Genomic DNA, 21,832 nt, shown 5'->3' with positions numbered 1-21,832 from the left:
AGCAATGGTTGAATTCGCACTTCCGAAGAACTCCAAGATCACCGGCGGCAAGACCTGGCCGAAGCCCGCGGGCGCGACTGACGTTCGCGAATTCCGCGTCTATCGCTGGAATCCGGACGACGGCAAGAATCCGAGCGTCGACACCTACTACGTCGACACCAATGATTGCGGTCCGATGGTGCTGGACGGCCTGATCTGGATCAAGAACAACATCGACCCGTCGCTGACCTTCCGCCGCTCCTGCCGCGAAGGCGTCTGCGGCTCCTGCGCCATGAACATCGACGGCCAGAACACGCTGGCCTGCACCCGCTCGATGCACGACGTGAAGGACGGCGCGGTGAAGATCAATCCGCTGCCGCACCAGCCGGTCGTGAAGGACCTGGTTCCCGACCTCACCAATTTCTACGCGCAGTATGCCTCCGTCGAGCCGTGGCTGAAGACGACCTCGCCGACGCCGCAGAAGGAATGGCGCCAGAGCCACGAGGACCGCGAGAAGCTCGACGGCCTCTACGAGTGCATCCTCTGCGCCTGCTGCTCGACCTCGTGCCCGAGCTATTGGTGGAACAGCGACCGCTATCTCGGCCCCGCCGCGCTGCTCCAGGCCAACCGCTGGGTCTCCGATTCGCGGGACGAGGCGACCGGCGAGCGGCTCGACAATCTCGAGGACCCGTTCCGGCTCTACCGCTGCCACACCATCATGAACTGCGCCAAGGCCTGCCCGAAGGGCCTCAACCCGGCGGAAGCCATCGCCGAGCTCAAGCTCAAGATGGTCGAACGGCAGATCTAGACCTGATTCATGCATCGATCCCCGGCCGAAATGGCCGGGGCCTGCTACGGCCAGCGTCAATTTGAGTAGATTTTTCCGCCAACCCGCGCCGCGGGCGATTATCTGGAATTGCAACCACCGGTTCCGGTCATAAGCGGCTTCCTTCCCAGCGGGAAATTCAGTTAAGCTCGGGTCCAGGGACCGGAGCGACTGTGCAGGGTGCGCAACGCAATTCGCTGAAGCTGTTGCAGTGGATGATGGCGGCATCCCTGGCATTGCCGATTGCCCTGTTCGCGATCGCCGCCACGATCTCCTACACATCGACCAAAGATATCGCCGACCGCGAGATCGAGCGCACCCTCGACGTCGCGCATGAGCACGCGCTCAAGGTGTTCGAGACCATCGACCGCAGCCTTGCCGAGCTCAACGAGGTCGTGCGCGGCCTCCCCGACGACCTCATCCGCGCGCGCGAACCGGCGCTGCACCGCCGCCTGAAGCGGCTGGCCGATTCGCTGCCGCAGCTCAAATCGGCCTGGATCTTCGATGCGAACGGAAAGGCGCTGGTCAACAGCCTCGCCTCGCCGCCGCCGGAGCTGAGCTTCGCGGACCGCGACTACTTCTACGCCCATGTCGACCAGGCCATCGGCACGTTCATCGGCATGCCCCTGACGCCGCGTCCGCCCTATCAGGGTGCGCGCTTCTTCGGGATGAGCCGCCGCCGCGACTCCGACGACGGCAGCTTCATCGGCGTGATCCAGGCCTCCGTCCTGCCGGAATATTTCGAGAGCTTCTACGCCAGGATCGGCTCCGATCCCGGTAGCTTCTTCGCGATGGGTCGCGCCGACGGCGTGGTGCTGGCGCATTTTCCGCGGCTCGACCGCGACCTCCGGCTTGATCCAGGCGGGCCGGTCGGCCGCCAGATCGCCGCGCACCCCGCGCACGGGCTCATGACCATCGCGTGGCCGTCAGACGGGATCGAGCGCCGGCTCGGCTACAGGCGCATCGCCGAATATCCGATCTATGTCAGCGCGGGGCTCGAGACCTCGGCCATCCGCGCGCGCTGGCTCGCCACAATGGGCCAGCATCTCGTGTTCGGCGTTCCCGCGACCGCACTGCTGTTCCTGCTGCTCGCGTTCGCCTTCCGGCGCACCCAGCATCTCCAGACCGAAGCCGCAAAGCGGCGCGAGGCCGAGGAGGCGCTCAAGCACAGCCAGCGCCTGGAGGCGCTGGGCCAGCTCACCGGCGGCGTCGCACACGACTTCAACAATCTGCTGACCGTGATCCGCGCCTCCGTCGACCTCTTGAACCGGCCGCAACTGACGGAGGAGCGGCGGCAGCGCTACATGACCGCGATCGCGGATGCGGTCGCGCGCGCCGCCAGGCTGACGTCGCAGCTCCTCGCCTTCGCGCGGCGCCAGACCCTGAAACCGGAGGTGTTCGACGTCGGCGAGCGGATGCAGTCGCTGCACGACATGCTCGCCACCTTGCTGGGACCCGCGATCGAGATCGCGACACAGCTGCCGGCCGAGCCGTGCCTCGTCAATGCCGATGCCAGCCAGTTCGAGACGGCGCTGATCAACATGGCGACCAATGCGCGCGATGCCATGCAGGGCAAGGGCCGGATCAGCTTCAAGGTCGAGGTGGCGACGACCGTTCCGGACACACTGGCGCATCTTCCGGGCGGTCATATCCCTGACAGCAATGGCTTCGTCTGCGTCGTCGTCAGCGATACCGGAATCGGCATTCCGGCCGCGCGCCTCGGGCGCATCTTCGAGCCGTTCTTCACCACCAAGCAGGTCGGCCACGGGACGGGTCTTGGCCTTTCCCAGGTGTTTGGCTTTGCCCGGCAATCCGGCGGCGAGGTGACGGTCACGAGCGAAGTCGGCCAGGGCAGCACCTTCTCGCTCTATTTGCCGCGCGTGCCGGCGGACTTGCTGCCGCAGCAGCAGGCGCCGAACACCGCACCGGCGCTGCCGGGCAGCGGCATGTCGGTGCTGGTGGTCGAGGACAATATCGAGCTCGCCAATTTCGCCGCCGATGGACTGACCGAGCTCGGCTACAGCATCACCCTGGTCGACAACGCCGCCGACGCGCTCGCCGAGCTGGTCGTGGACACGGATCGTTTCGACGTCGTGTTCTCCGATGTGGTCATGCCCGGCATGACCGGGCTCGAGCTGGCGCGGGCGATCCGCGATCGCGGCATCGGCGCACCGGTCGTGCTGACCACCGGCTACAGCGAGGCGCTGGCGCAGGACGGCAGCGACGGTTTCGAACTCGTGCAAAAGCCCTATTCGATCGAGGAGCTGTCGCAGATCCTCCACAGAGCCGCGCGGCGGCGGCGGGTACGCGGTGGCGCGGCCGAATAGCCCGGCCTCGGAACCGCTGGGAACCGACTGATTTCCCTTGCGTTGTCCGGCCATGCAAAAACCGGCCGGGAAGCGCGAACAGGGCAAGAAGCCGCCCATCATCGAAATCGAGGGCGAGACTGGCGAGGACGTGGCTCCGCCCCCGCCCGAGGAGCTCGAACCCGATCCCGAGCTGTCACCTGAGGAGGCCGAGCAGGCGCGCAAGGATTATCTGCTGACCCGCTTCTGGATCAGCGCGCGCGGCTTCTGGGGCCGCAACGGCGATCGCCTCGCCTGGCCGTTCTCGATCGGCCTCGGCATGCTGATCGTCCTCACCGTCGCCTTCCAGTACGGCATCAATGTCTGGAATCGCGCGATCTTCGACGCCATCGAGAAGCGCGATGCGACCAGCGTGTTTCATCTCACCGCGGTGTTCGTGCCGCTCGCGATCGGCAGCATCGTGCTCGGCGTGGCCCAGGTGTTCGCGCGGATGGGCATCCAGCGGCGCTGGCGGGCCTGGCTCACGGCGAGCGTGCTGACGCGCTGGCTCGCCAACGGGCGCTACTACCAGCTCAACCTCGTCGGCGGCGACCACAAGAATCCCGAATACCGGATCGCGGAGGATCTGCGCATCGCGACCGATTCGCCGGTCGATTTCCTCGCCGGCGTCACCTCGGCACTGCTGTCGGCGGTGACCTTCATCGTGGTGCTCTGGACCATCGGCGGCGCGCTCACGATCGCGCTGGGTGGATCGACCATCACCATTCCCGGCTTCCTCGTGATCGCCGCGATCCTCTACGCCGCGATCGCATCGAGCTCGATCGTGGTGATCGGCCGCCGATTCGTGCAGATCTCCGAAGACAAGAACCAGGCCGAGGCCGATTTCCGCTACACCCTGACGCGCGTGCGCGAGAACGGCGAGAGCATCGCGCTGCTCGGCGGCGAGGAGGAGGAGCGCGGCGGCATCGACCGCAATTTCACCAACGTGCTGCGGCAATGGGCGCGGCTCGCCGGCCAGCACATGCGCACCACGCTGGTGTCGCAGGGATCGAACCTCGTTGCACCGGTGGTGCCTCTGCTGCTCTGCGCGCCCAAATTCCTCGACGGCAGCATGACGCTCGGACAGGTGATGCAGGCGGCCTCCGCCTTCACCATCGTGCAGGGCGCGTTCGGCTGGCTGGTCGACAATTATCCGAGGCTGGCCGACTGGAACGCCTGCGCGCGCCGCATCGCCTCGCTGATGATGTCGCTGGACGGCCTCGAGCGCGCCGAGCAGGGCGACGGCATCGGCCGCATCAAGCGCGGCGAGACCAGCAACGAGGCGATGCTGGAGCTGAACGACCTCTCGGTCACGCTCGACGACGGCACCGCCGTGGTCGGCGAGACCGAGGTGGTGATCGAGCCCGGCGAGCGCCTGCTGGTCGCCGGCGAATCCGGCACCGGCAAGAGCACGCTGGTGCGCGCCATTGCGGGGCTGTGGCCGTGGGGCGGCGGCAGCGTCAATTTCCATCCCGACCGGCGACTGTTCATGCTGCCGCAGCGGCCTTACGTGCCCTCCGGATCCCTGCGCCGCGCCGTCGCCTATCCCGGGGCCGAAGACGACTGGACCGTCGACGAAATCGGAGAAGCCTTGCACAAGGTCGGCCTCGACCATCTCAAGGAGAAGATCGAGGAGGAAGGACCGTGGGACCAGACGCTGTCCGGCGGCGAGAAGCAGCGCCTCGCCTTCGCGCGGCTCCTGCTGCACAACCCCGACATCGTCGTCCTGGACGAGGCGACCTCGGCGCTCGACGAGAAGAGCCAGGACAAGATGATGAAGATGGTCACCGACGCGCTGCCGAAGGCGACCATCGTCAGCGTCGCGCACCGCGTCGAGCTGGAAGCCTTCCACAGCCGCAAGATCGTGCTGGAGCGGCGCAAGGGCGGCGCCAAGCTCGTCAGCGACATCGACCTGATCCCGCGCAAGGGCCGGCGCAGGCTGCTCGGCCGCTTCCTGCGCCCGCGCAGGCCAGCGCCGACAAGGGCGGCGTGAAGCGCTTCTCTCTCCCTCGTCGTCCCGGACAAGCGCAGCGAAGCGGAGCGCCGATCCGGGACCCATACCCACAGGGAGAGATTTGGCGAAGACTCGGAGTGGGAGTTTGGCGTCACGACTCCTCCCTGGGGTTACGGGTCCCGGGCTCGCTTCGCGCCCCGGGACGACACCGGTGATCGAGCGTTGGAGTCCCCGGCAAAACCGGCTATGCATGCGCCGCTTGCAACGAGGACCACCTGCTTGACGACCGACAACGCCCCTTCGTCCGCGCCGTTCGGCACGTTTGCGCCGAATGCGGCGCAGGCCGCGATCATTCGCCTCGCGACGCAATCGGGGCTGAAGCGCGGCGCGTTCCGGCCCTGGCTGTCGCGGCTGGTCAATCTGCTGCGCGGCGGTCCGGTCGACGTGCAGTATCAGGGCGCCTCGTTCCGCTTCTACCACCAGGGCAGCGCGACCGAGCGCGGCGCGCTGTTCAACCCCGACTACAATCTCGACGAGCTCGACTTCCTGCGCCAGCATACCCCGGCGGGCGGCGTGTTCGTGGACGTCGGCGCCAATGTCGGCACGTTTGCCCTGGTGATGGCGCGGCAGGTCGGGCCCGCAGGCAAGGTGATCGCGATCGAGCCGCATCCGCTGACCTTCGGACGTCTCTCCTTCAACCACGCCGCCTCGAAAGCGACGCAGGTCCGCCTGGTGCAGGCCGCAGCAGGCGACAGCGACGGCGAGCTGATGATCGAGAGCGGCGGCGGCAATCTCGGTGCCACCCACGTCGTCACCGGCACGGCCAGCGCCGATGCGATCAAGGTCCCGTCGCTGCGCTTGATGCGCATTCTCGACGAGGCCGGCGTCACGCAGGTCGACGCGCTCAAGATCGACGTCGAAGGCTTCGAGGACCGCGTGCTGACCGGCTTCTTCCGCGACGCGCCGCAAGCGCTGTGGCCACGCGCGGTGGTGATCGAGCATCTGTCACAAAAGGAATGGCAGCAGGATTGTATTGCCGACATGGTCGCGCGCGGCTTTGCGATCGCACGCAAGACACGAAGCAATACGTTCCTGTCACGCTGACAGGGGCGAACAACGGAGGTTGCGATGATCGACCATTTGGGTTTCTCCGTCTCCGACTATGAGCGCGCGAAAGCGTTCTATGCCAAGGCGCTGGCGCCGCTCGGCTACAGCCTCATCATGGAGGTCACGGCGGAGCAGACCGGCCACGATCCGGCCGCCGGCTTCGGTGCCGACGGCAAGCCGGATTTCTGGATTGGCGGCGAAGGCGCCATGAACAAGCCGGTGCATGTCGCGATCGCGGCAAAGGACCGCGCCACGGTCGACGCCTTCTACAAGGCGGCAATCGCGGCCGGTGGTCGCGACAACGGACCGCCCGGCATCCGTCCGCACTATCATCCGAACTATTACGGCGCCTTCGTGCGGGACCCCGACGGCCATAACATCGAAGCCGTCTGTCACGCGCCCGAATAGGCGCGCCCCGCGACGACGCGGCAAGGAACATCGGCGCGGCATCGCCGTTGTTGTCCTCTGGACAACCGAACTCGATGATGCCGATGCCGATCGAACCGCCCGAGATTCCACCGGCAACACCGGGGACTCCCACCGAGCCGCCGCCTGGAATTCCGCCGGGCAATCCTCAGCCCGAAATCACGCCGCCGGTGCACGAGCCCGGCGAATCACCGCGGCCCGACGAATTGCCGGGCCGCATGCCTGAAGAGATTCCAACGCGCGGGCCGAACGGGCCGCTCACTCCCGGTCCTGCGACGGACGCAACTCCGCGGCGGGATCACATATGAGGCGAACCATCGCATGTGAGGCGATTGCAACCCACGCCTGAATGCGCAATGAACGTCGGCATAATGAGGTGATTTGCGTGCAGAAATAAATCGGGCCGCGCCCGCTTTGCTCGCCACAATGCGGCCTAACGCGTAGCTGTTCATCCCACCACTTCGTCAAAGAACCTTCCGGGGAAGTTCACCACTATGACCAATCTTCGTTTCGTGCTGCTTGCCACCACGGCTCTGACCGCGATGCAATTGGCAAACACCGCATCGCATGCGCAAGGCGCTTCGCCGCTCGTGGTCGCGCAGGCCCAGCCTCAAGAGACGGGCCCTGACGGAAAACCGAAGCAGCCGCCGAAGGGACCGCCAGGGGCTGCGCCGCCTGCTGCGCCCGCGCGCCCGGCCGCTCCGCCGCCCGCCGCTGCGCCGCCGCACCCGCCCGCTGCGCCTCCGCCGGCCGCCGCGCCGCCGCGCCCCGCGGCGCCGCCTCCGCCTCCGCCTCCGCCTGCGGCACGTCCGGCTCCGCCGCCCCCGCCACCGCCGCCTGCCGCTCCGAAGCAGCCTTCGCCGCCTCCGGCCGCGGCCCCGCAGCAGCCCGCCCCGACACCGCCGCCTCCGGCTCCGCCCGCAGCACGTCCGGCGCCCACGCCACCCGCGCCGCCGCCCGCCGCAGCTCCACAGCACGCGCCGCCGCCTCCGCCTCCTCCCGCGGCACGTCCGACTCCGACACCTCCGCCGCCGCCTCCTGCAGGCCCCGCGGCGCGGCCCACGCCTGCGCCCACAGCAACGCCAACGCCCGTGGCTCCTCCGCCCGCAGCGCCGACGGCCCGCCCCGGCTCGCCTGCGCCGGCAGCCACTCCCGCTCCGACGCCGACACCCGCACCGACAGCAACACCTGCGCCGACCGCGACGCCGGCTCCGGGCAGCACGCCTGGCGCTCCGCCGGCCGGACGCCCCGGTGCACCGCCGCCCGGCGTACGTCCCGGTTCGCCCCCGGCTGCAGGATCACCGCCAGCTCCAGGCGCTACGCCCGCTCCAACGACCACGCCGGCACCCGGCGGCACCGCGACGCCGCCATCCGGACGTCCGGGTCCTGCATCGACGCCCGCGCCCGGCGCGGCGACCCCGGCTCCGACGGCAACGCCGGCACCCGGCGGCGCTCTGACGCCGCCGCCCGGACGTCCCGGTGCGGGACCGACGCCAGGACCTCAGGGTGGAACGCCGCCCGCCGGCGCGCCTGCTGCCGGAACTCCGGCTGCGCCGCCCCAGGCCGGCGGCCTCCCGGCCCGGCCCGCGGCTCCTGCCGGTGCCGCAGCGCCGAGCACAGTCCCGGGCTCGGCGGCTGCAACGCCGCCGCCCAACAGGGCGCAATTCGCTCCGCCGACGGTTACGCCTGCCTTCCAGGCCGCGCCGACAGTCGTCGCACCGCTGCCACCTCCGCCGCGTCCGCCGCAGCGTGACCTGACGCCGCTCGCGATCGGTGCGGGCGTCGTGGCCGGCGCCGTGATCGGTGCGACCATCGCCGACCTGCACAACCAGCGACGCGAGTCCATCGAAGGCGGCCGCACCGTCTACACCGAGCCGGATCGCATCATCATCCGCGATCCCGGCGGGCAGGCCTACGTCCGCGGCAACGATCTCTATCGCTTCCGCTATGGCGCCCGCGACATCCGCACCGACACCGTCGGCGGCGATACTCGCACCGTCGTGATCCGTCCCGACGGCAGCGAGATCATCACCGTGGTCGCTCCCGACGGTCGGTTGCTGCGGCGAATTCGCAGGGACCCCGGCGGGCGCGAGCTCATCATCATCGACAACAGTTACCGCGATCCGCAGTCGGTCGGCGGCTTCTATGTCGACGCGCCGCCGCCGGTCGTGAACATTCCCTACGATCGCTACATCGTCGACGCGGAGGAGGCGTCGCCGGACGTGATCTACCAGACCATGGAGGCACCGCCGGTGCAGCGGATCAATCGGCGCTACACGCTCGACGAGATCCGCTACAGCCCGAATATTCGCATGCAGATGCCGAGCATCGACGTCAACACGATCACCTTCGAGACGGGTTCGTGGACGATCCCACCGGATCAGGCGGCGAAGCTGCAAGTGATCGCCGACGGCCTCAACCGTGCGATCCAGGCCAACCCGCGCGTGGTGTTCCTGATCGAGGGACATACCGACGCGGTCGGCAACGAGGTCGACAATCTGTCGCTGTCGGACCGCCGCGCGCAGTCCGCGGCCGAATTGCTGACCCAGCAGTTCGGTGTGCCTGCGGAGAACCTGACGTCGCAGGGCTATGGCGAGCAGTACCTGAAGGAGCAGACGCAGGGGCCGAGCGCGATCAACCGGCGCGTCACCGTCCGCAACATCACGCCGCTGCTCAACGGCGGTCAGGCCTCGCTGCCGCCGCCCCCGCCCGGCACCGCGCCGCCGCGGTAACGGCACACACAAACGCAAAATGGCCGGGAGAAATCCCGGCCATTTTTGTTTTCGTTGTTGCGCGCGACGTTGCGGCACATCGCGCAATCGTAGGGTGGGCAAAGGCGCGCGAGCGCCGTGCCCACCACTATCTCGGACGTGGAAGGATGGTGGGCACGCTTCGCTTTGCTCACCCTACGGCTACGAAAATCTCAGCCCTTGTCGTTCTCCAGCCGGAAGATCTGCGAGCCTTCGCTGCCTGAAAGCAGGCCGGTGTCCGTATAGAGCTTCAGCTTGGTGCGCGTGTCGGCGATGTCGAGGTTGCGCATGGTGAGCTGGCCGATGCGGTCGGCCGGCGTGAAGGCGGCATCCTCGACCTTCTCCATGCTGAGCCGCTCCGGCGCATAGGTGAGGTTGGGGCTCTCGGTGTTTAGGATCGAATAATCGTTGCCGCGGCGCAGCTCGAGCGTCACCTCGCCGGTGACGGCGCGCGCGACCCAGCGCTGCGCGGTCTCGCGCAGCATCAGGGCCTGCGAATCGAACCAGCGGCCCTGATAGAGCAGGCGGCCGAGACGCATGCCGCTGATGCGGTACTGCTCGATGGTGTCCTCGTTGTGGATGCCGGTGACGAGGCGCTCATAGGCGATGTGCAACAGCGCCATGCCGGGCGCCTCATAGATGCCGCGGCTCTTGGCCTCGATGATGCGGTTCTCGATCTGGTCGCTCATGCCGAGGCCGTGGCGGCCGCCGATCGCATTGGCTTCGAGGAACAGCGCGACGGGATCGGTGAAGGTCTGGCCGTTCAGCGCGGTGGGCTGGCCTTCTTCGAAACGCACGACGACCTTCTCGGCCTTGACGTTGCAGTCCTCGCGCCAGAACGGCACGCCCATGATCGGGTTGACGATCTTGATGCCGCTGTCGAGGCTCTCGAGATCCTTGGCTTCATGCGTGGCGCCGAGCAGGTTGCTGTCGGTCGAGTACGCCTTCTCGGCGCTCATCTTGTAGGCGAAGCCCTGGGCGGTCATGAACGCCGACATCTCGGCGCGGCCGCCGAGTTCGTCGATGAACTGCTGGTCGAGCCAGGGCTTGTAGATGCGCAGGCTCGGATTGGTGAGCAGGCCGTAGCGATAGAAGCGCTCGATGTCGTTGCCCTTGAAGGTCGAGCCGTCGCCCCAGATGTTGACGCCGTCCTCCTTCATCGCCGCGACCAGCATCGTGCCGGTGACGGCACGGCCGAGCGGCGTGGTGTTGAAATAGGTGATGCCGCCGGTCGAGATGTGGAAGGCGCCGGACTGGATCGCGGCGATGCCTTCGTGGACGAGCTGCGTGCGGCAATCGACCAGCACGGCCTTCTCGGCACCGAATTCCTGCGCCTTGCGCGGGATCTCGTTGTAGTCGGCTTCATCGGGCTGGCCGAGATTGGCGGTATAGGCGTAGCAGCGCGCGCCCTTCTGCTTCATCCAGAGCAGCGCCGCGCTGGTGTCGAGGCCGCCCGAAAACGCGATGCCGACTTTCTCGCCCTTGGGCAGGCTTTTCAGGATCGTGGTCATGGGGCTTCCAATCGGGTCTTAGGGGGCTGATGGCGGTTGCGGATTGACCGGGCGAATATCAAATTTCGCAGGGCTCGGCACGCATTTAATGGCTCAAACCGAGGGTTCGGCGCCCGTCTTGCGGCCGAACAGGCGCTGGCGGAGCCGGTAGGCGGGCATGTTCAGCCGGGTCAGGGCGGCGTCGACCGCCTGGTCCGAAAACCGCGTCCGCGGCCAGCGGTAAATCATCGCGTAGGCGAACCAGATCACGACGAAGGTGACGAGGGCGGCGATCGACACGTCGGTGAAGAAGTGCCCGCCGAAGGCCATGCGCAGCCCGCTGGTCACAAGGCCGAAGACGACCGCGCCGGCATAGGCGAGCGGGCGCCACGCCGGCGGCGCCAGCGCTGCCGGGGCCAGCGTCCAGAACGCGGTCGCGCCCTCACCCGAGAAGAACGAGCAGTTGCGCACGCAGCCACCGCGCGGATCCCACCACGGCACGAACTGCTGGTCGCCGGCAAACTGCGTCACCACCACCGGGCGCGGACGGCCCCAATAGGTCTTGAAGGTGAGGTTGGTAAGGATTCCGGCCGACAGGATGATCGTCACCAGCAGGAACACGATCGCGCGCCCCGACACCATCAGCGGCCGATCGGGCCGGATCATCTTGACCACAAGCGCCACCAGCGAGGGCAGCACGAACGCCCAGGCGATCCACATCGCCGCGTCACGCGCGACGCCGGCCCAGCCGCTCGATTTGAGCGGAAACGTCTTCGTCTCGGGATCGAAGAACAGCGCGGCGAGCTTGAGATCGAGTTCGGGATAGAGGCCGAAAACGACACCGATCACGAGCCACAGCGCCAGGGCGATGAAAAGTCCAGTCCGGTTCATGCCGCGCGGTTTAGCGGAGTGGGGCGGGGATGAAAACCCTTTCACCGTCATTCCGGGGCGGCTCGCAGAGCCGAACCCGGAATCTCGAGATTCCCCGGTGCGCAATTGCGCACCTGAGGTCTGGTCCTTCGGACCATCCCGGAATGACAGCGCCAGTCACCGCGCATCGGGCCTCGACTGCGACGGCAGCGGCGGAGGCGGCTTGCGCGGGGGTGGCGGATTGCGCCAGGCGCCGGCGTTGCGGCCGGCGATCAGCCAGTAGACCACGCCGGCCACGATGCCGGCGCCGGTCATGATCTCGAGGTGACGCCGCACGACGCCTTCGAACTGCAACGTGTCGGAGTGAAAGGGAACGAGGCCGAGGTAGCAGGCGAGCCCCACAACGCCGCCGCCGACGGCGTAGGCCAGTGCGCTGCGGATGTAGAGCGCTTCAGTGATCGCGACGATCACCGCCGCCGGCACCAGCGCAAAGCCGGAGACGAAGATGAAACCGAATCCGAGCAGGATGTCGATCGCGCCTTCATCGACGGGGCCTGCGCCGAGATCGGCGAATTCCGGAAACAGCAGCGCGACGACGACGATCATGCCGCCGACGAAGCAGGCGGCGAGAAAGCCCATGAAGATGACGACGAGGCGGCCGATCAGGGACATCTGATGGCCCTGTTGAGTGTCATCGTCATTCCGGAGCGGTGCGCAGCACCGAATCCGGAATCTCGAGATTCCGGGTTCGCGCTACGCGCGCCCCGGAATGACGGCTCATAAACGCAGATGGTCGGATCAAGCCCAGGCATGACGAGAGTGCACGAGGCACGCATCCTCAATCCGTCATCGCCATGGCGCGCAGCGTCTGGCGTTCGCGGGCCGAGAGCTTTTCGGTTTCCGACTTGAGCTGGCCGCAGGCGGCGAGGATGTCGCGGCCGCGCGGGGTGCGCACCGGCGAGGAATACCCGGCGTTGAAGATGTATTCGGAGAATTTCTCGATCTGGTCCCAGTCCGAGCATTCATAGGCGGTGCCGGGCCAGGGATTGAACGGGATCAGGTTGATCTTGGCGTGAATGCCCTTGAGCAGCTTCACCAGCAGCTTCGCATCGTCGAGCGAATCGTTGACGCCCTTGAGCATCACATATTCGAAGGTGATGCGGCGGGCGTTCGAGGCGCCGGGATAGTCGCGGCAGGCCTGCAGCAGCTCCTTGATCGGATATTTGCGGTTGAGCGGCACCAGCTCGTTGCGCAATTCGTCGCGCACCGCGTGCAGCGAGATCGCGAGCATCACGCCGATCTCCTCGCCCGCGCGCACGATGTTCGGCACCACGCCCGAAGTCGACAGCGTGATGCGGCGGCGGGAGATGCCGATGCCTTCGTTGTCGCCGACGATGAGCAGCGCATCGCGCACCGCGTCGAAATTGTAGAGCGGCTCGCCCATGCCCATCATCACGATGTTGGTGACGCGGCGCGTGCCGTCCTCGCGATCGGCCCAATCGTTGAGGCGATCGCGTGCGACCATCACCTGCCCCACGATCTCGCCGGCGGTGAGGTTGCGCACCAGGCGCTGCGTGCCGGTGTGGCAGAACGAGCAATTCAGGGTGCAGCCGACCTGCGAGGAGACGCAGAGCGTGCCGCGATCGGTCTCGGGGATGTAGACGCACTCGACTTCATGCGCCTTCTCGACATTGTCGCCGCTCGGCAGCCGCAGCAGCCATTTGCGGGTGCCGTCATTGGAGATCTGCTCGGCCACGACTTCGGGCCGGTCGACGGTGAAATGCTGCGCGAGCTCGGCGCGAATGCCCTTCGAGATCGACGTCATCTCGTCGAAATTCTGGGCGCCGCGGAAATACATCCAGTGCCACAGCTGCTGCACGCGCATCTTGCGCTGCGCAGGCGCGACGCCGATCTCGCCGAGGCGATCGGCAAGCTCGTTGCGCGACAGGCCGATGAGCGACGGCTTGGCCGGCGGCACATAGGTTTCGAGCGGAGTCTTCTCCACCAATATTGCGTTGTGCGGCTCGGTCGTCGGTTGCATGGAATGGACCTAATGGCTTGGTCGTTCCGGGATGGTCCGAAGGACCAGACCCGGAACCTCGAGATTCCGGGTTCGCGCTTCGCGCGCCCCGGAATGACGGAAAAACTTGGAACCGCCCCTATATAGCAACCGGAACGGCCGATTGCGACCGTGATACCGCTTGCAGCCTTAACGCCTCCAATCTTACGGCAGCCTTACCGTCGGCAGTCCTGGGCGATCTTGTCGAGCGCCTGGGCGAGGCCCTTCAGCGAAAACGTGTCGGTCGTCTCCGTCCCCTTGGCCGAGATGCCTTTGACCACGAGATCGGCGGATTTGCGCATGGCTTCGACCATCCGCTCCTCCTCGGCCGCGTTCTTGATCCAGAGGCCGTCGCCCTGCGTGTACATGGCGAAAGCGGCGCCGCCGACCTCGACCGAGGATTCCGATCCCGGCTTCAGCGCGTAGCCGATCATGACGGAGACTTCGTTGTTCACCTTCTCGGCCGGTCGGGTCGAGACGAAGGCATAGGCAGGATCACGCGGCCGATTCGGCGGATTGGTCTTCGACGACGACGGCTTGGCCAGCGCAAAGCAGACCTTCTTGCCGTTGGGCGTGGCCGAATAGGCGCCCCAGGTGCCGAACTGGCCGATCAGGGTGGGCTCCGCGCCGCCCGCAACCGCCGCAGCCGGGCCCGCCGGCTTGCTCTCGGGCTTCGCTGCCGTCTTTGCTGTCGTATTGGCCGCCGGCGCAGCCGCTTTCGGTGCGGCCTCTTTGGGTGCGGACTTGGGCGCCGGTTGCGCCGTCTGAGCCCGCGCGGAATCAGTGATTCCCCACGCCGTCACGCCGGCCGTCAAAGCCAAAAATAGCACCCGCCACATGCTGGAGTGGTTCCCTCAATATTGTGACTGGAAGATGGCCCGGCCGCGCTTTGTCCCCGCGGCAGGGATAACCGGGAAAGTTCAATTTGGGAAGGCAGTTAGCGGGTTGGCAATAGCTAGCCCCGGGATCGCGCGGCACGCTGGTCGGCCCATTGCGCGTCGGTCCAGCCGAGCAGGTCTTCGGCGCCGGAACTGCGCAAATGCGCGCCGCCGTCAATCACCACCATCTCGCCGTTGATGTAGCCGGCGCGATCGGAGACCAGGAAGCTGGCGAGATCGGCAAGCTCGCTGTGGTCCCCGGTACGGCCAAGCGGGTTGCGCGCGGTCCAGCCGTCGTCGCGGCCTTCGGGGCGGAGCTGCCCCGATGCGCCGGCGGTCGGGAACGGACCCGGCGCGATCGCGACGGTACGGATGCCCTTCGGACCCCACTCCACTGCAAGGCTTTTGGTCATCGCCAGCAGCGCCGACTTCGCCATCGCCGACGGCACGGTGAAGGCGCGGCCGGTGATGGTCGAGGTCGAGAGGATCGAGAGCACGACGCCGCCATGCCTGCCGTCGATCCAGCGTTTGCCGGCGGCGAGCGTGCAATACATCGCGCCATGCAGCGTCGGCGCCAGGATCGCATCCGCGGCGCGGAAGGACAGACGCTCGCTCTGGGCAATGAAGGTCGCCGCGGCATTGTTGACGAGAATGTCGAGCGGCGCCTCGCGCCAGATCGCGTCCATCATGCTCTCGACGGCGGCGCCGTCGCGGATATCGCAGGCGATCGTGGTGACCTTGCCGCCGCTCTGCGCGCGCATCTCGGCTGCAGTCGTTTCAAGCCGGTCGAACTTGCGGCCGCAGATCACGAGCTCGGCGCCGAGCGCGAGGAAACGTCGCCCCATCGCGGCGCCGAGGCCCGAGCCGCCACCGGTGACGAGAATGCGCTTGCCTCTGAGCAGACCCGTTTCAAACATCGTTTGAATCCTTCATTTCCTTCTTGTTCCGTCATTGCGAGCGCAGCGAAGCAATCCAGACAATTTCCGCAGGACGGATTCTGGATTGCTTCGCTGCGCTCGCAATGACGCAAGGATAGGCCTGCGCGCTCCCTTAGACAAAGAATCCGGATTGTAGGGCCGCGCTAAATCCGGCAGAAACGGGCCAACTATAATTCCACCTCGAAACGCCCAAGACTTCGCTTCTCAAGAAGGTGTCGCCATGAAAGCCATTCTCTGCACGCAATATTGCCAGCCCGACGATCTCGTGCTCGCCGAGGTGCCGGATCCGGTGGCAGGTCCCGGCGAGGCCGTGATCGCGATCAAGGCGGCGGCGCTGAACTTCTTCGACATCCTGATGATCCAGGGCAAGTACCAGATCAAGCCGCCGTTCCCGTTCTCGCCGGCCGCCGAAGTCGCGGGCGTGATCGAGAGCATCGGCCCCGGCGTGACCGACCTGAAGGTCGGCGATCGCGTGGTCGCCTCCTGCGGCCACAACGGCGCGCGCGAGAAGATCGCGCTGCCGGCGGCGTCGATCGTGAAGATCCCTGACAATCTCGACTATGACCGCGCGGCCGGCATCATCATCATCTACGGCACCGCGCTGCATGCGCTGGAAGATCGCGCCAGCCCCAAGCCCGGCGAGACGCTTGCCGTGCTCGGCGCGGCCGGCGGCACGGGCCTCGCCGCCTGCGAGCTCGGCAAGCTGATGGGCCTGAAGGTGATCGCCTGCGCCTCGTCGGACGAGAAGCTCGAATTCGCGAAAGCCCATGGTGCCGAGCTCACGCTGAACTACGGCAAGGAAGATTTGAAGGAAGGCCTGCGCAAGCTCACCGGCGGCAAGGGCGTCGACATCATCTTCGATCCGGTTGGCGGCGCCTATGCCGAGCAGGCACTGCGCTCGATCGCCTGGGAAGGCCGCTTCCTCGTGATCGGCTTTGCCGCCGGCGACATTCCGAAGATGCCGCTGAACCTCGCGCTGCTGAAAGGCTGCGACATCCGCGGCGTGTTCTGGGGCGCCTGGACCCGGCTCAATCCCGCCAAGAACCGCGCCAATCTCGAGAAGCTCGTGAAGTGGACCGCGGAAGGCAAGATCTCATCGCACGTCGATCGCACCTTCCCGCTGGCACAGACCGCGGACGCGCTGAAGGTGCTCGCGGGACGCCAGGCCATGGGCAAGGTGATCTTGCATCCGTGACGGTGCAGGCGACGGCGCGACGCCGTCGCTACGCACACACCTGTCATCGCATGTGAATTTCACGAGGATTGTCCGCGGGCTTGCTCCGCCTCTCCCGCTTGCGGGAAAGGCCGACGCGCCCCGGGCGATGCGAAGCATCGTCCCGAGCGCGGCGGGTGAGGGCTCTCGCCACGCAGGGACGTTCTCCGCAATCCCTGGCAATCCCGACGCGGAGACACCCCACCCCAGCCCTCCCCCGCAAGCGGGAGAGGGAGCCCAGCGCCGATGCCGCCGCACGGTAGCGCCTTCTCAACCACCATCGCCAAAATTGCGGTGCACTCCGCCGCGCCGCCCGAATCAAACCTAAATTTTTCCCGATTCGCCCCAACCGTTGTCGCTTTTTGGGCTGATTCAAATTGCGATTTACCGGTTCCAGTCTGCAGGGCGCTCCTGGACAAAAACAAGAAAACTAAAACCGGCACTGCCCCGCGTTGTGTCAGTATTGGGGGAAGCATCACCATGGAGACGACGGCATTCCGTCCGTCCTGGGGGTCGAGAGCGCTCGACTCCGAACAAGCGGCATCACATACGTCCACCGCATCCTACATTCGTGCGCGCGCTGAACGGACCGATCCTTCATCGCACGATCCTATGCCACTGTTCTTGTCCGATCCGCTCAGCGCGCCGGATCCACGGGAATTCGCGCCATTGGCCGTGCGCACCAGGACCAGAATCGTCCGGCGCATTCTCGCTGCCGTCCTGGCCGCGTCGGTCATCGCGGTCCCAATTGCGCTGTTTTGGTCCGACATCAACCGGCTGCTCACCGTCAACGGCGCGTCGTGGATCGGCGCGGCCGCGAACGAGGCCGCGGCTCCCGCCAATCCGCCCGCCGCACGGCAGGGTCCGGTCAAGGATGCCGCGCGTGTGACCAACACGATGCTGGCGAGCGGAGACGCACAGGATATTGCCGCACCGGCGACGCCGAGCCGCGAGGCGATCGCAACCGCCTATCAGAGCGCGCTACAGGCTCAGGCACCCGCGCCCGTACCGACACAAGTCGCCGCACAGCCCGCGCCACCGCCGCCAGCCAAGAGCCTCGACGCCGACACGTTGGCCGGTTTGATGGCGCGCGCCAAGAGCCTGATGACCATCGGCGACATCGCCGCGGCGCGTCTGCTGCTCGAGCGCGCGGCGAATGCGCAGGATGCGACGGCGGCTTTCCTGCTGGCGCAGACCTACGATCCAGCCGTCCTGGGCACCAAGGACACGCGGAGCATCACCGCCGACGCCGGCGCCGCACGCGACTGGTACCAGCGGGCCGCCAGCCTCGGATCGGCGGAGGCGCGACGGCGGCTCACCCAGCTCTCGAACTAGAACTCTTCAGGGGACATCATGCGTAACGTTTTGGGAATGGCGCTTGCCGCCATCATGACCATCTGTGCCTTCGCAGCGCGCGCCGATCAGACCGAATACGATCCGGCCAAGGTCTCGGACAGTCTGAAGGCCATCTTCCAGTTCGGCTCGACCTCGACCAAGCAGGCGCTCAACGCCAACACCGTCACGCTGATAACAGGCACGATCGGCGGCACCTATGTGCAGTTCGGCGCCGACCTCGCCTCCGTGCTCGACGACGGCAACAAGATCCGCGTGCTGCCGATCGTCGGCCGCGGCTCGGTGCAGAGCGTCGCCGACATCCTGTTCCTGCAAGGCGTCGATCTCGGCGTCGTGCGGGCCGACACGCTCGACTATCTCGAGCGCAAGGGCTTTGCCAAGGACATCAAGAAGCAGTTCACGTATGTCACCAAGCTCTACAATGAAGAGATGCAGGTGATCGCGCCGCGGTCGATCGCAACGCTGAAGGACCTCGAGGGCAAGAAGGTCAGCGTCGACCTGCCCAATGGCGGCACCTTCGTCACCGCGCTCACCGTGTTCGAACGGCTCGGGATCAAGGCGAACTTCGTCTATGTCGAGCAGCGCATCGCGATGGAAAAGCTGAAGGCCGGCGAGATCGACGCCGTGATCGTGGTCGGCGGCAAGCCTTACAAATCGGTCTCGACCTTCGGCAATGACGGCCGCTTCCATCTCGCGAAGGTCGACTATGCAAAGCCGCTCCAGAGCGACTATCTGCCGGCGACGCTGACCGCGAAGGACTATCCGAACCTGATCAAGGAGGGCGAGAGCGTGGACACGATCGCCGTGCCTGCGGTGCTCGCGGCCTACAACTGGGCGCCCAACACCGAGCGTTATCGCAAGCTCGCACTGTTCGTGGACGCGTTCTTCACGAAATTCCCCTCGCTCCAGAACCCACCCTTCCACCCCAAGTGGAAGGAGGTCTCGCTCGCCGCACCCCTGTCAGGCTGGAGCAGGCTGCCGGTGGCGCAGCAATGGCTCGACAAGCACGGCGTCGAGCCGGTGACGCGCCAGCGCTTCGAGGCGTTCCTGAAGCAGAGCCCCGCGGCCGCACAGGTGTCCGACGCGGACAAGGAGACCTTGTTCAAGCAATTCCAGGCGTGGGATGCGGAGAAGGCGCGGGCGCAGGCGGAGAAGAAGTAGCTCTCTCGGCGTCGTCCTGGCGAAAGCCAGGACGACACGGAGGATGTGGCGACGAGGCGTTGCCAGCAACTACTCTCCCGCCTCGTCCACGCCCCGCTTCAGCGCGGCGCGGGCGGCTTCGCGGTGCTCCGTCGTGATGTGGCTGGCGACCATGCGGATGGCGGTGGCGAGCACGGCGGCATCGTCGGTGAAGCCGAGGATCGGCATCACGTCGGGGACGAAATCGAACGGCAGGATGAAATAGGCGATCGCCCCCAGCAGCGACGCCTGGACATGGCGCGGCGTCTGCCGGTCGAACGCGCAGTAGTAGGCGGCGAGCAGGTCTTCGGCGAACGGCAGATGCGCGGCGACGCCCTTCAGCTTGCGCCAGAAGCTGCGGCGAACGCTTTCACGATCTTCCGCGAGCCGATCGGCCGGCTCGAAGCCGACGCTGTGTTCGGCAGCCATGGTCCAAACTCCCCGTTCAGCCCGGAGCGGCGGATCGCCGCATCCCCTGCTGATCACAATCACAAGATGGGGATGCAGCCGGTCGCTGCAAGACGTCAGCCCGGTGTAAGCTTGGCGATGGCGTTCATCGCCCTGGCGAGCTCGATGTCGAGCGCCGTGACGCCGCCGGCGTCATGGGTCGACAGCACCACCTCCACGGTCTTGTAGACATTGCGCCATTCGGGGTGATGATCCATCTTCTCGGCAACCAGCGCTGCACGGGTCATGAAGCCGAAGGCTTCGTTGAAATCCTTGAAGACAAAGGTTTTCCCGATGGCGTCGCGGCCCGAAACCTCGGTCCAATCAGGGATTCCGCCCAGCGCCTGCTTGCGCGCCTCCGTCGTCAGCCGTTCTGCCATGATCGTCTCCGTGCTTCAGGGGAACTTTACCCTAACACCGTGCTTACGCCCGGGTTCACGCGGGATTTGCCCCATCCGCTAACCATGACGGAGATGTAACCCCGCCGGACAAGAAATTTGCTACAATTGCGGGCGTAAATCGCCGGCGAAGATGAAACTGAGCCTCAAGCGCCTGTTCGGGAGATCGATGACCGGGGGATTGGACCTGGCCGAAACGCCCTCTCCGCCTTCGCCGCGATCAGCGGCGCGGAAGACGGCGCTCGTGTCTCTGGCGCTGGTGCTCGCAATCGTCGGCGCGCTTGCCGGCGGCTATTATTTCGCGATGCGGCCGGTGGCGCTGAAGATCGCGGTCGGTCCCCCCAATAGCGACGACATCAAGGTCGTGCAGGCGCTGACGCAGGCCTTCTCGCAAAACAAGAGCTATGTGCGGCTACGTCCGATCCAGACCGACGGCGCCACGGCCAGCGCCGAAGCGCTTGCGGAGGGCAAGGTCGATCTTGCCATCGTGCGCGGCGATGTCGACGTGCCGAAGAACGCGCAAGCGGTCGCGACCCTGCGCAAGAACGTCGTGGTGCTGTGGTCCGTCCCCGGCAAGGGCAAGAAGAAGGGCGCCAAGATCACCAAGATCGCGCAGCTCGCCGGCCATCGCGTCGGCGTGGTCGGCCGCACGCAGGCCAACGTCAACCTGCTCAAGGTGATCCTCCAGCAATACGGCGTCGATCCCGCCAAGGTCGAGATCATACAGTTCCCGGCCAATGAGGCCGCCGAGGCAATCAAGGCCCAGAAGGCCGATGCCTATCTCGCGGCCGGCCCCGTCAACAGCAAGATCACGTCGGATGCGATCGCCGCCTCAGCCAAGGATTTCGGTACGCCGACCTTCCTCGCGATCGATTCGGCGGATGCGATCGCGCAGAATCATCCGGTCTATGAAGCGGCGGAGATTCCCGCCGGCACCTATGGCGGCTCGCCTGACCGACCGGAGGACGAAGTCAAGACCATCAGCTTCGCGCACCACATCGTGGCGCGCAAAGGCGTGTCCGAAACCACCATCGCGGCGTTCACGCGTCAGCTCTTCGCCGTGCGCCAGCAACTGGTGACGGAATTCCCGCTCGCCGCCAAGATCGAAACGCCCGACACCGACAAGGATGCCGTGATCCCCGTGCATCCCGGTGCCGCGGCCTTCGTCGACGGCGAGGAAAAGACCTTCCTCGACAGATACAGCGATTACATCTGGTGGACCCTGATGGCGCTCTCCGCCATGGGTTCGATCGGCGCGTGGTTTGCGGGCTATCTGAAGAAGGACGAGCGCGACAACAACAGCCATCTGCGCGATCGCCTCCTCGACATGATCGCGGCGGCGCGCAAGAGCGAGACCATGGACGAGCTCGACCAGATGCAGACCGAGGCCGACGAGATCCTGCGTGACACGCTGCACTGCTACGACCACGGGGCGATCGAGGAAGGTGCGCTCACCGCGTTCAACATCGTGCTCGACCAGTTCCACGCCGCGATTGCCGACCGCAAGGCCGTGCTGTTCAGCATGCCGCAAAACCCACCGCGCGCCGGCGCGCAATTCCGGGCCGCCGGCAACGCGTAAACGGTTGCGCGCGTAATCGCTGCGTCACATTGTCTCAATAT

At 66.4% G+C, this 21,832-nt stretch carries 19 protein-coding genes; 11 read left to right on the top strand and 8 right to left on the bottom strand.

All coding sequences use genetic code 11. From position 1 onward, the window contains the following. Positions 1 to 4 precede the first annotated feature (4 nt). The 7 genes from AB5K84_RS01725 to AB5K84_RS01695 all read left to right on the top strand — a co-directional run bounded on the left by AB5K84_RS01725 (position 5) and on the right by AB5K84_RS01695 (position 9,369). Complete coding sequence (locus AB5K84_RS01725; RefSeq protein ID WP_011083346.1) at positions 5 to 787, top strand: succinate dehydrogenase iron-sulfur subunit; 783 nt, start codon at positions 5 to 7, stop codon at positions 785 to 787. A gap of 191 nt (positions 788 to 978) precedes the next feature. Beyond that, on the top strand, positions 979 to 3,132 hold the full coding sequence (locus AB5K84_RS01720; protein ID WP_011083347.1) for a hybrid sensor histidine kinase/response regulator: 2,154 nt from the start codon (positions 979 to 981) through the stop codon (positions 3,130 to 3,132). A 52-nt stretch (positions 3,133 to 3,184) separates the two neighbouring features. Further along, a complete protein-coding gene (locus tag AB5K84_RS01715; protein WP_011083348.1) occupies positions 3,185 to 5,143 on the top strand; it encodes an ABC transporter ATP-binding protein/permease in 1,959 nt (652 codons plus the stop codon). 240 nt (positions 5,144 to 5,383) lie between these two features. After that, positions 5,384 to 6,208 carry an FkbM family methyltransferase gene (locus AB5K84_RS01710; protein ID WP_038965090.1) on the top strand — a complete coding sequence of 275 codons (825 nt, stop codon included), beginning with the start codon at positions 5,384 to 5,386 and terminating at the stop codon, positions 6,206 to 6,208. A 24-nt stretch (positions 6,209 to 6,232) separates the two neighbouring features. Continuing rightward, the gene (locus tag AB5K84_RS01705; RefSeq protein WP_011083350.1) at positions 6,233 to 6,619 is read left to right on the top strand and encodes a VOC family protein; all 387 of its coding nucleotides are present in this window, start codon (positions 6,233 to 6,235) and stop codon (positions 6,617 to 6,619) included. A gap of 83 nt (positions 6,620 to 6,702) precedes the next feature. After that, a complete protein-coding gene (locus tag AB5K84_RS01700; protein WP_162494189.1) occupies positions 6,703 to 6,945 on the top strand; it encodes a hypothetical protein in 243 nt (80 codons plus the stop codon). A 186-nt stretch (positions 6,946 to 7,131) separates the two neighbouring features. Further along, positions 7,132 to 9,369: an OmpA family protein gene (locus AB5K84_RS01695; protein ID WP_441232369.1), complete on the top strand. Its 2,238-nt coding sequence runs from the start codon at positions 7,132 to 7,134 to the stop codon at positions 9,367 to 9,369. Positions 9,370 to 9,560: 191 nt separating this feature from the next. Here the strand turns inward: AB5K84_RS01695 and argG are convergent, their stop codons facing one another. The 6 genes from argG to AB5K84_RS01665 form a co-directional block, all read right to left on the bottom strand. Then, complete coding sequence (argG, locus tag AB5K84_RS01690) at positions 9,561 to 10,898, bottom strand: argininosuccinate synthase (RefSeq protein WP_011083353.1); 1,338 nt, start codon at positions 10,896 to 10,898, stop codon at positions 9,561 to 9,563. Positions 10,899 to 10,991: 93 nt separating this feature from the next. Beyond that, on the bottom strand, positions 10,992 to 11,768 hold the full coding sequence (locus tag AB5K84_RS01685) for a phosphatase PAP2 family protein (protein WP_038965094.1): 777 nt from the start codon (positions 11,766 to 11,768) through the stop codon (positions 10,992 to 10,994). Positions 11,769 to 11,924: 156 nt separating this feature from the next. Beyond that, on the bottom strand, positions 11,925 to 12,419 hold the full coding sequence (locus AB5K84_RS01680; RefSeq protein WP_011083355.1) for a hypothetical protein: 495 nt from the start codon (positions 12,417 to 12,419) through the stop codon (positions 11,925 to 11,927). 166 nt (positions 12,420 to 12,585) lie between these two features. Continuing rightward, the gene (gene rlmN, locus AB5K84_RS01675; protein WP_011083356.1) at positions 12,586 to 13,788 is read right to left on the bottom strand and encodes a 23S rRNA (adenine(2503)-C(2))-methyltransferase RlmN; all 1,203 of its coding nucleotides are present in this window, start codon (positions 13,786 to 13,788) and stop codon (positions 12,586 to 12,588) included. A gap of 194 nt (positions 13,789 to 13,982) precedes the next feature. Then, positions 13,983 to 14,645: an invasion associated locus B family protein gene (locus AB5K84_RS01670; protein ID WP_011083357.1), complete on the bottom strand. Its 663-nt coding sequence runs from the start codon at positions 14,643 to 14,645 to the stop codon at positions 13,983 to 13,985. A gap of 116 nt (positions 14,646 to 14,761) precedes the next feature. Next, positions 14,762 to 15,601, bottom strand: a complete 840-nt coding sequence (locus AB5K84_RS01665) for an SDR family oxidoreductase (protein ID WP_011083358.1) — start codon at positions 15,599 to 15,601, stop codon at positions 14,762 to 14,764. 241 nt (positions 15,602 to 15,842) lie between these two features. Here AB5K84_RS01665 and AB5K84_RS01660 point away from each other — a divergent pair, with 241 nt between their 5' ends. From AB5K84_RS01660 to AB5K84_RS01650, 3 genes are all read left to right on the top strand, one after another. Beyond that, positions 15,843 to 16,817 carry an NADPH:quinone oxidoreductase family protein gene (locus tag AB5K84_RS01660; protein ID WP_028174923.1) on the top strand — a complete coding sequence of 325 codons (975 nt, stop codon included), beginning with the start codon at positions 15,843 to 15,845 and terminating at the stop codon, positions 16,815 to 16,817. 498 nt (positions 16,818 to 17,315) lie between these two features. Next, complete coding sequence (locus tag AB5K84_RS01655) at positions 17,316 to 18,170, top strand: hypothetical protein (RefSeq protein ID WP_038965095.1); 855 nt, start codon at positions 17,316 to 17,318, stop codon at positions 18,168 to 18,170. Positions 18,171 to 18,188: 18 nt separating this feature from the next. Next, on the top strand, positions 18,189 to 19,349 hold the full coding sequence (locus AB5K84_RS01650; RefSeq protein ID WP_011083361.1) for a TAXI family TRAP transporter solute-binding subunit: 1,161 nt from the start codon (positions 18,189 to 18,191) through the stop codon (positions 19,347 to 19,349). Between the two features lie 69 nt (positions 19,350 to 19,418). Here the strand turns inward: AB5K84_RS01650 and AB5K84_RS01645 are convergent, their stop codons facing one another. Further along, positions 19,419 to 19,796: a YkvA family protein gene (locus AB5K84_RS01645; protein WP_038965096.1), complete on the bottom strand. Its 378-nt coding sequence runs from the start codon at positions 19,794 to 19,796 to the stop codon at positions 19,419 to 19,421. 95 nt (positions 19,797 to 19,891) lie between these two features. Further along, positions 19,892 to 20,194 carry a 4a-hydroxytetrahydrobiopterin dehydratase gene (locus tag AB5K84_RS01640; RefSeq protein ID WP_011083363.1) on the bottom strand — a complete coding sequence of 101 codons (303 nt, stop codon included), beginning with the start codon at positions 20,192 to 20,194 and terminating at the stop codon, positions 19,892 to 19,894. Between the two features lie 151 nt (positions 20,195 to 20,345). Between AB5K84_RS01640 and AB5K84_RS01635 the strand changes: the two genes are divergently transcribed. After that, positions 20,346 to 21,791 (top strand): TAXI family TRAP transporter solute-binding subunit, encoded by a 1,446-nt coding sequence (locus AB5K84_RS01635; RefSeq protein WP_051000233.1) that lies wholly within the window; start codon positions 20,346 to 20,348, stop codon positions 21,789 to 21,791. The last annotated feature ends 41 nt before the right edge of the window (positions 21,792 to 21,832 follow it).

Origin of the sequence: Bradyrhizobium sp. 1200_D9_N1_1 (assembly GCF_052075915.1) — a bacterium.
Taxonomy (GTDB): Bacteria; Pseudomonadota; Alphaproteobacteria; order Rhizobiales; family Xanthobacteraceae; genus Bradyrhizobium; species Bradyrhizobium diazoefficiens.
This window is presented reverse-complemented; position numbering and strand designations above follow the sequence as displayed.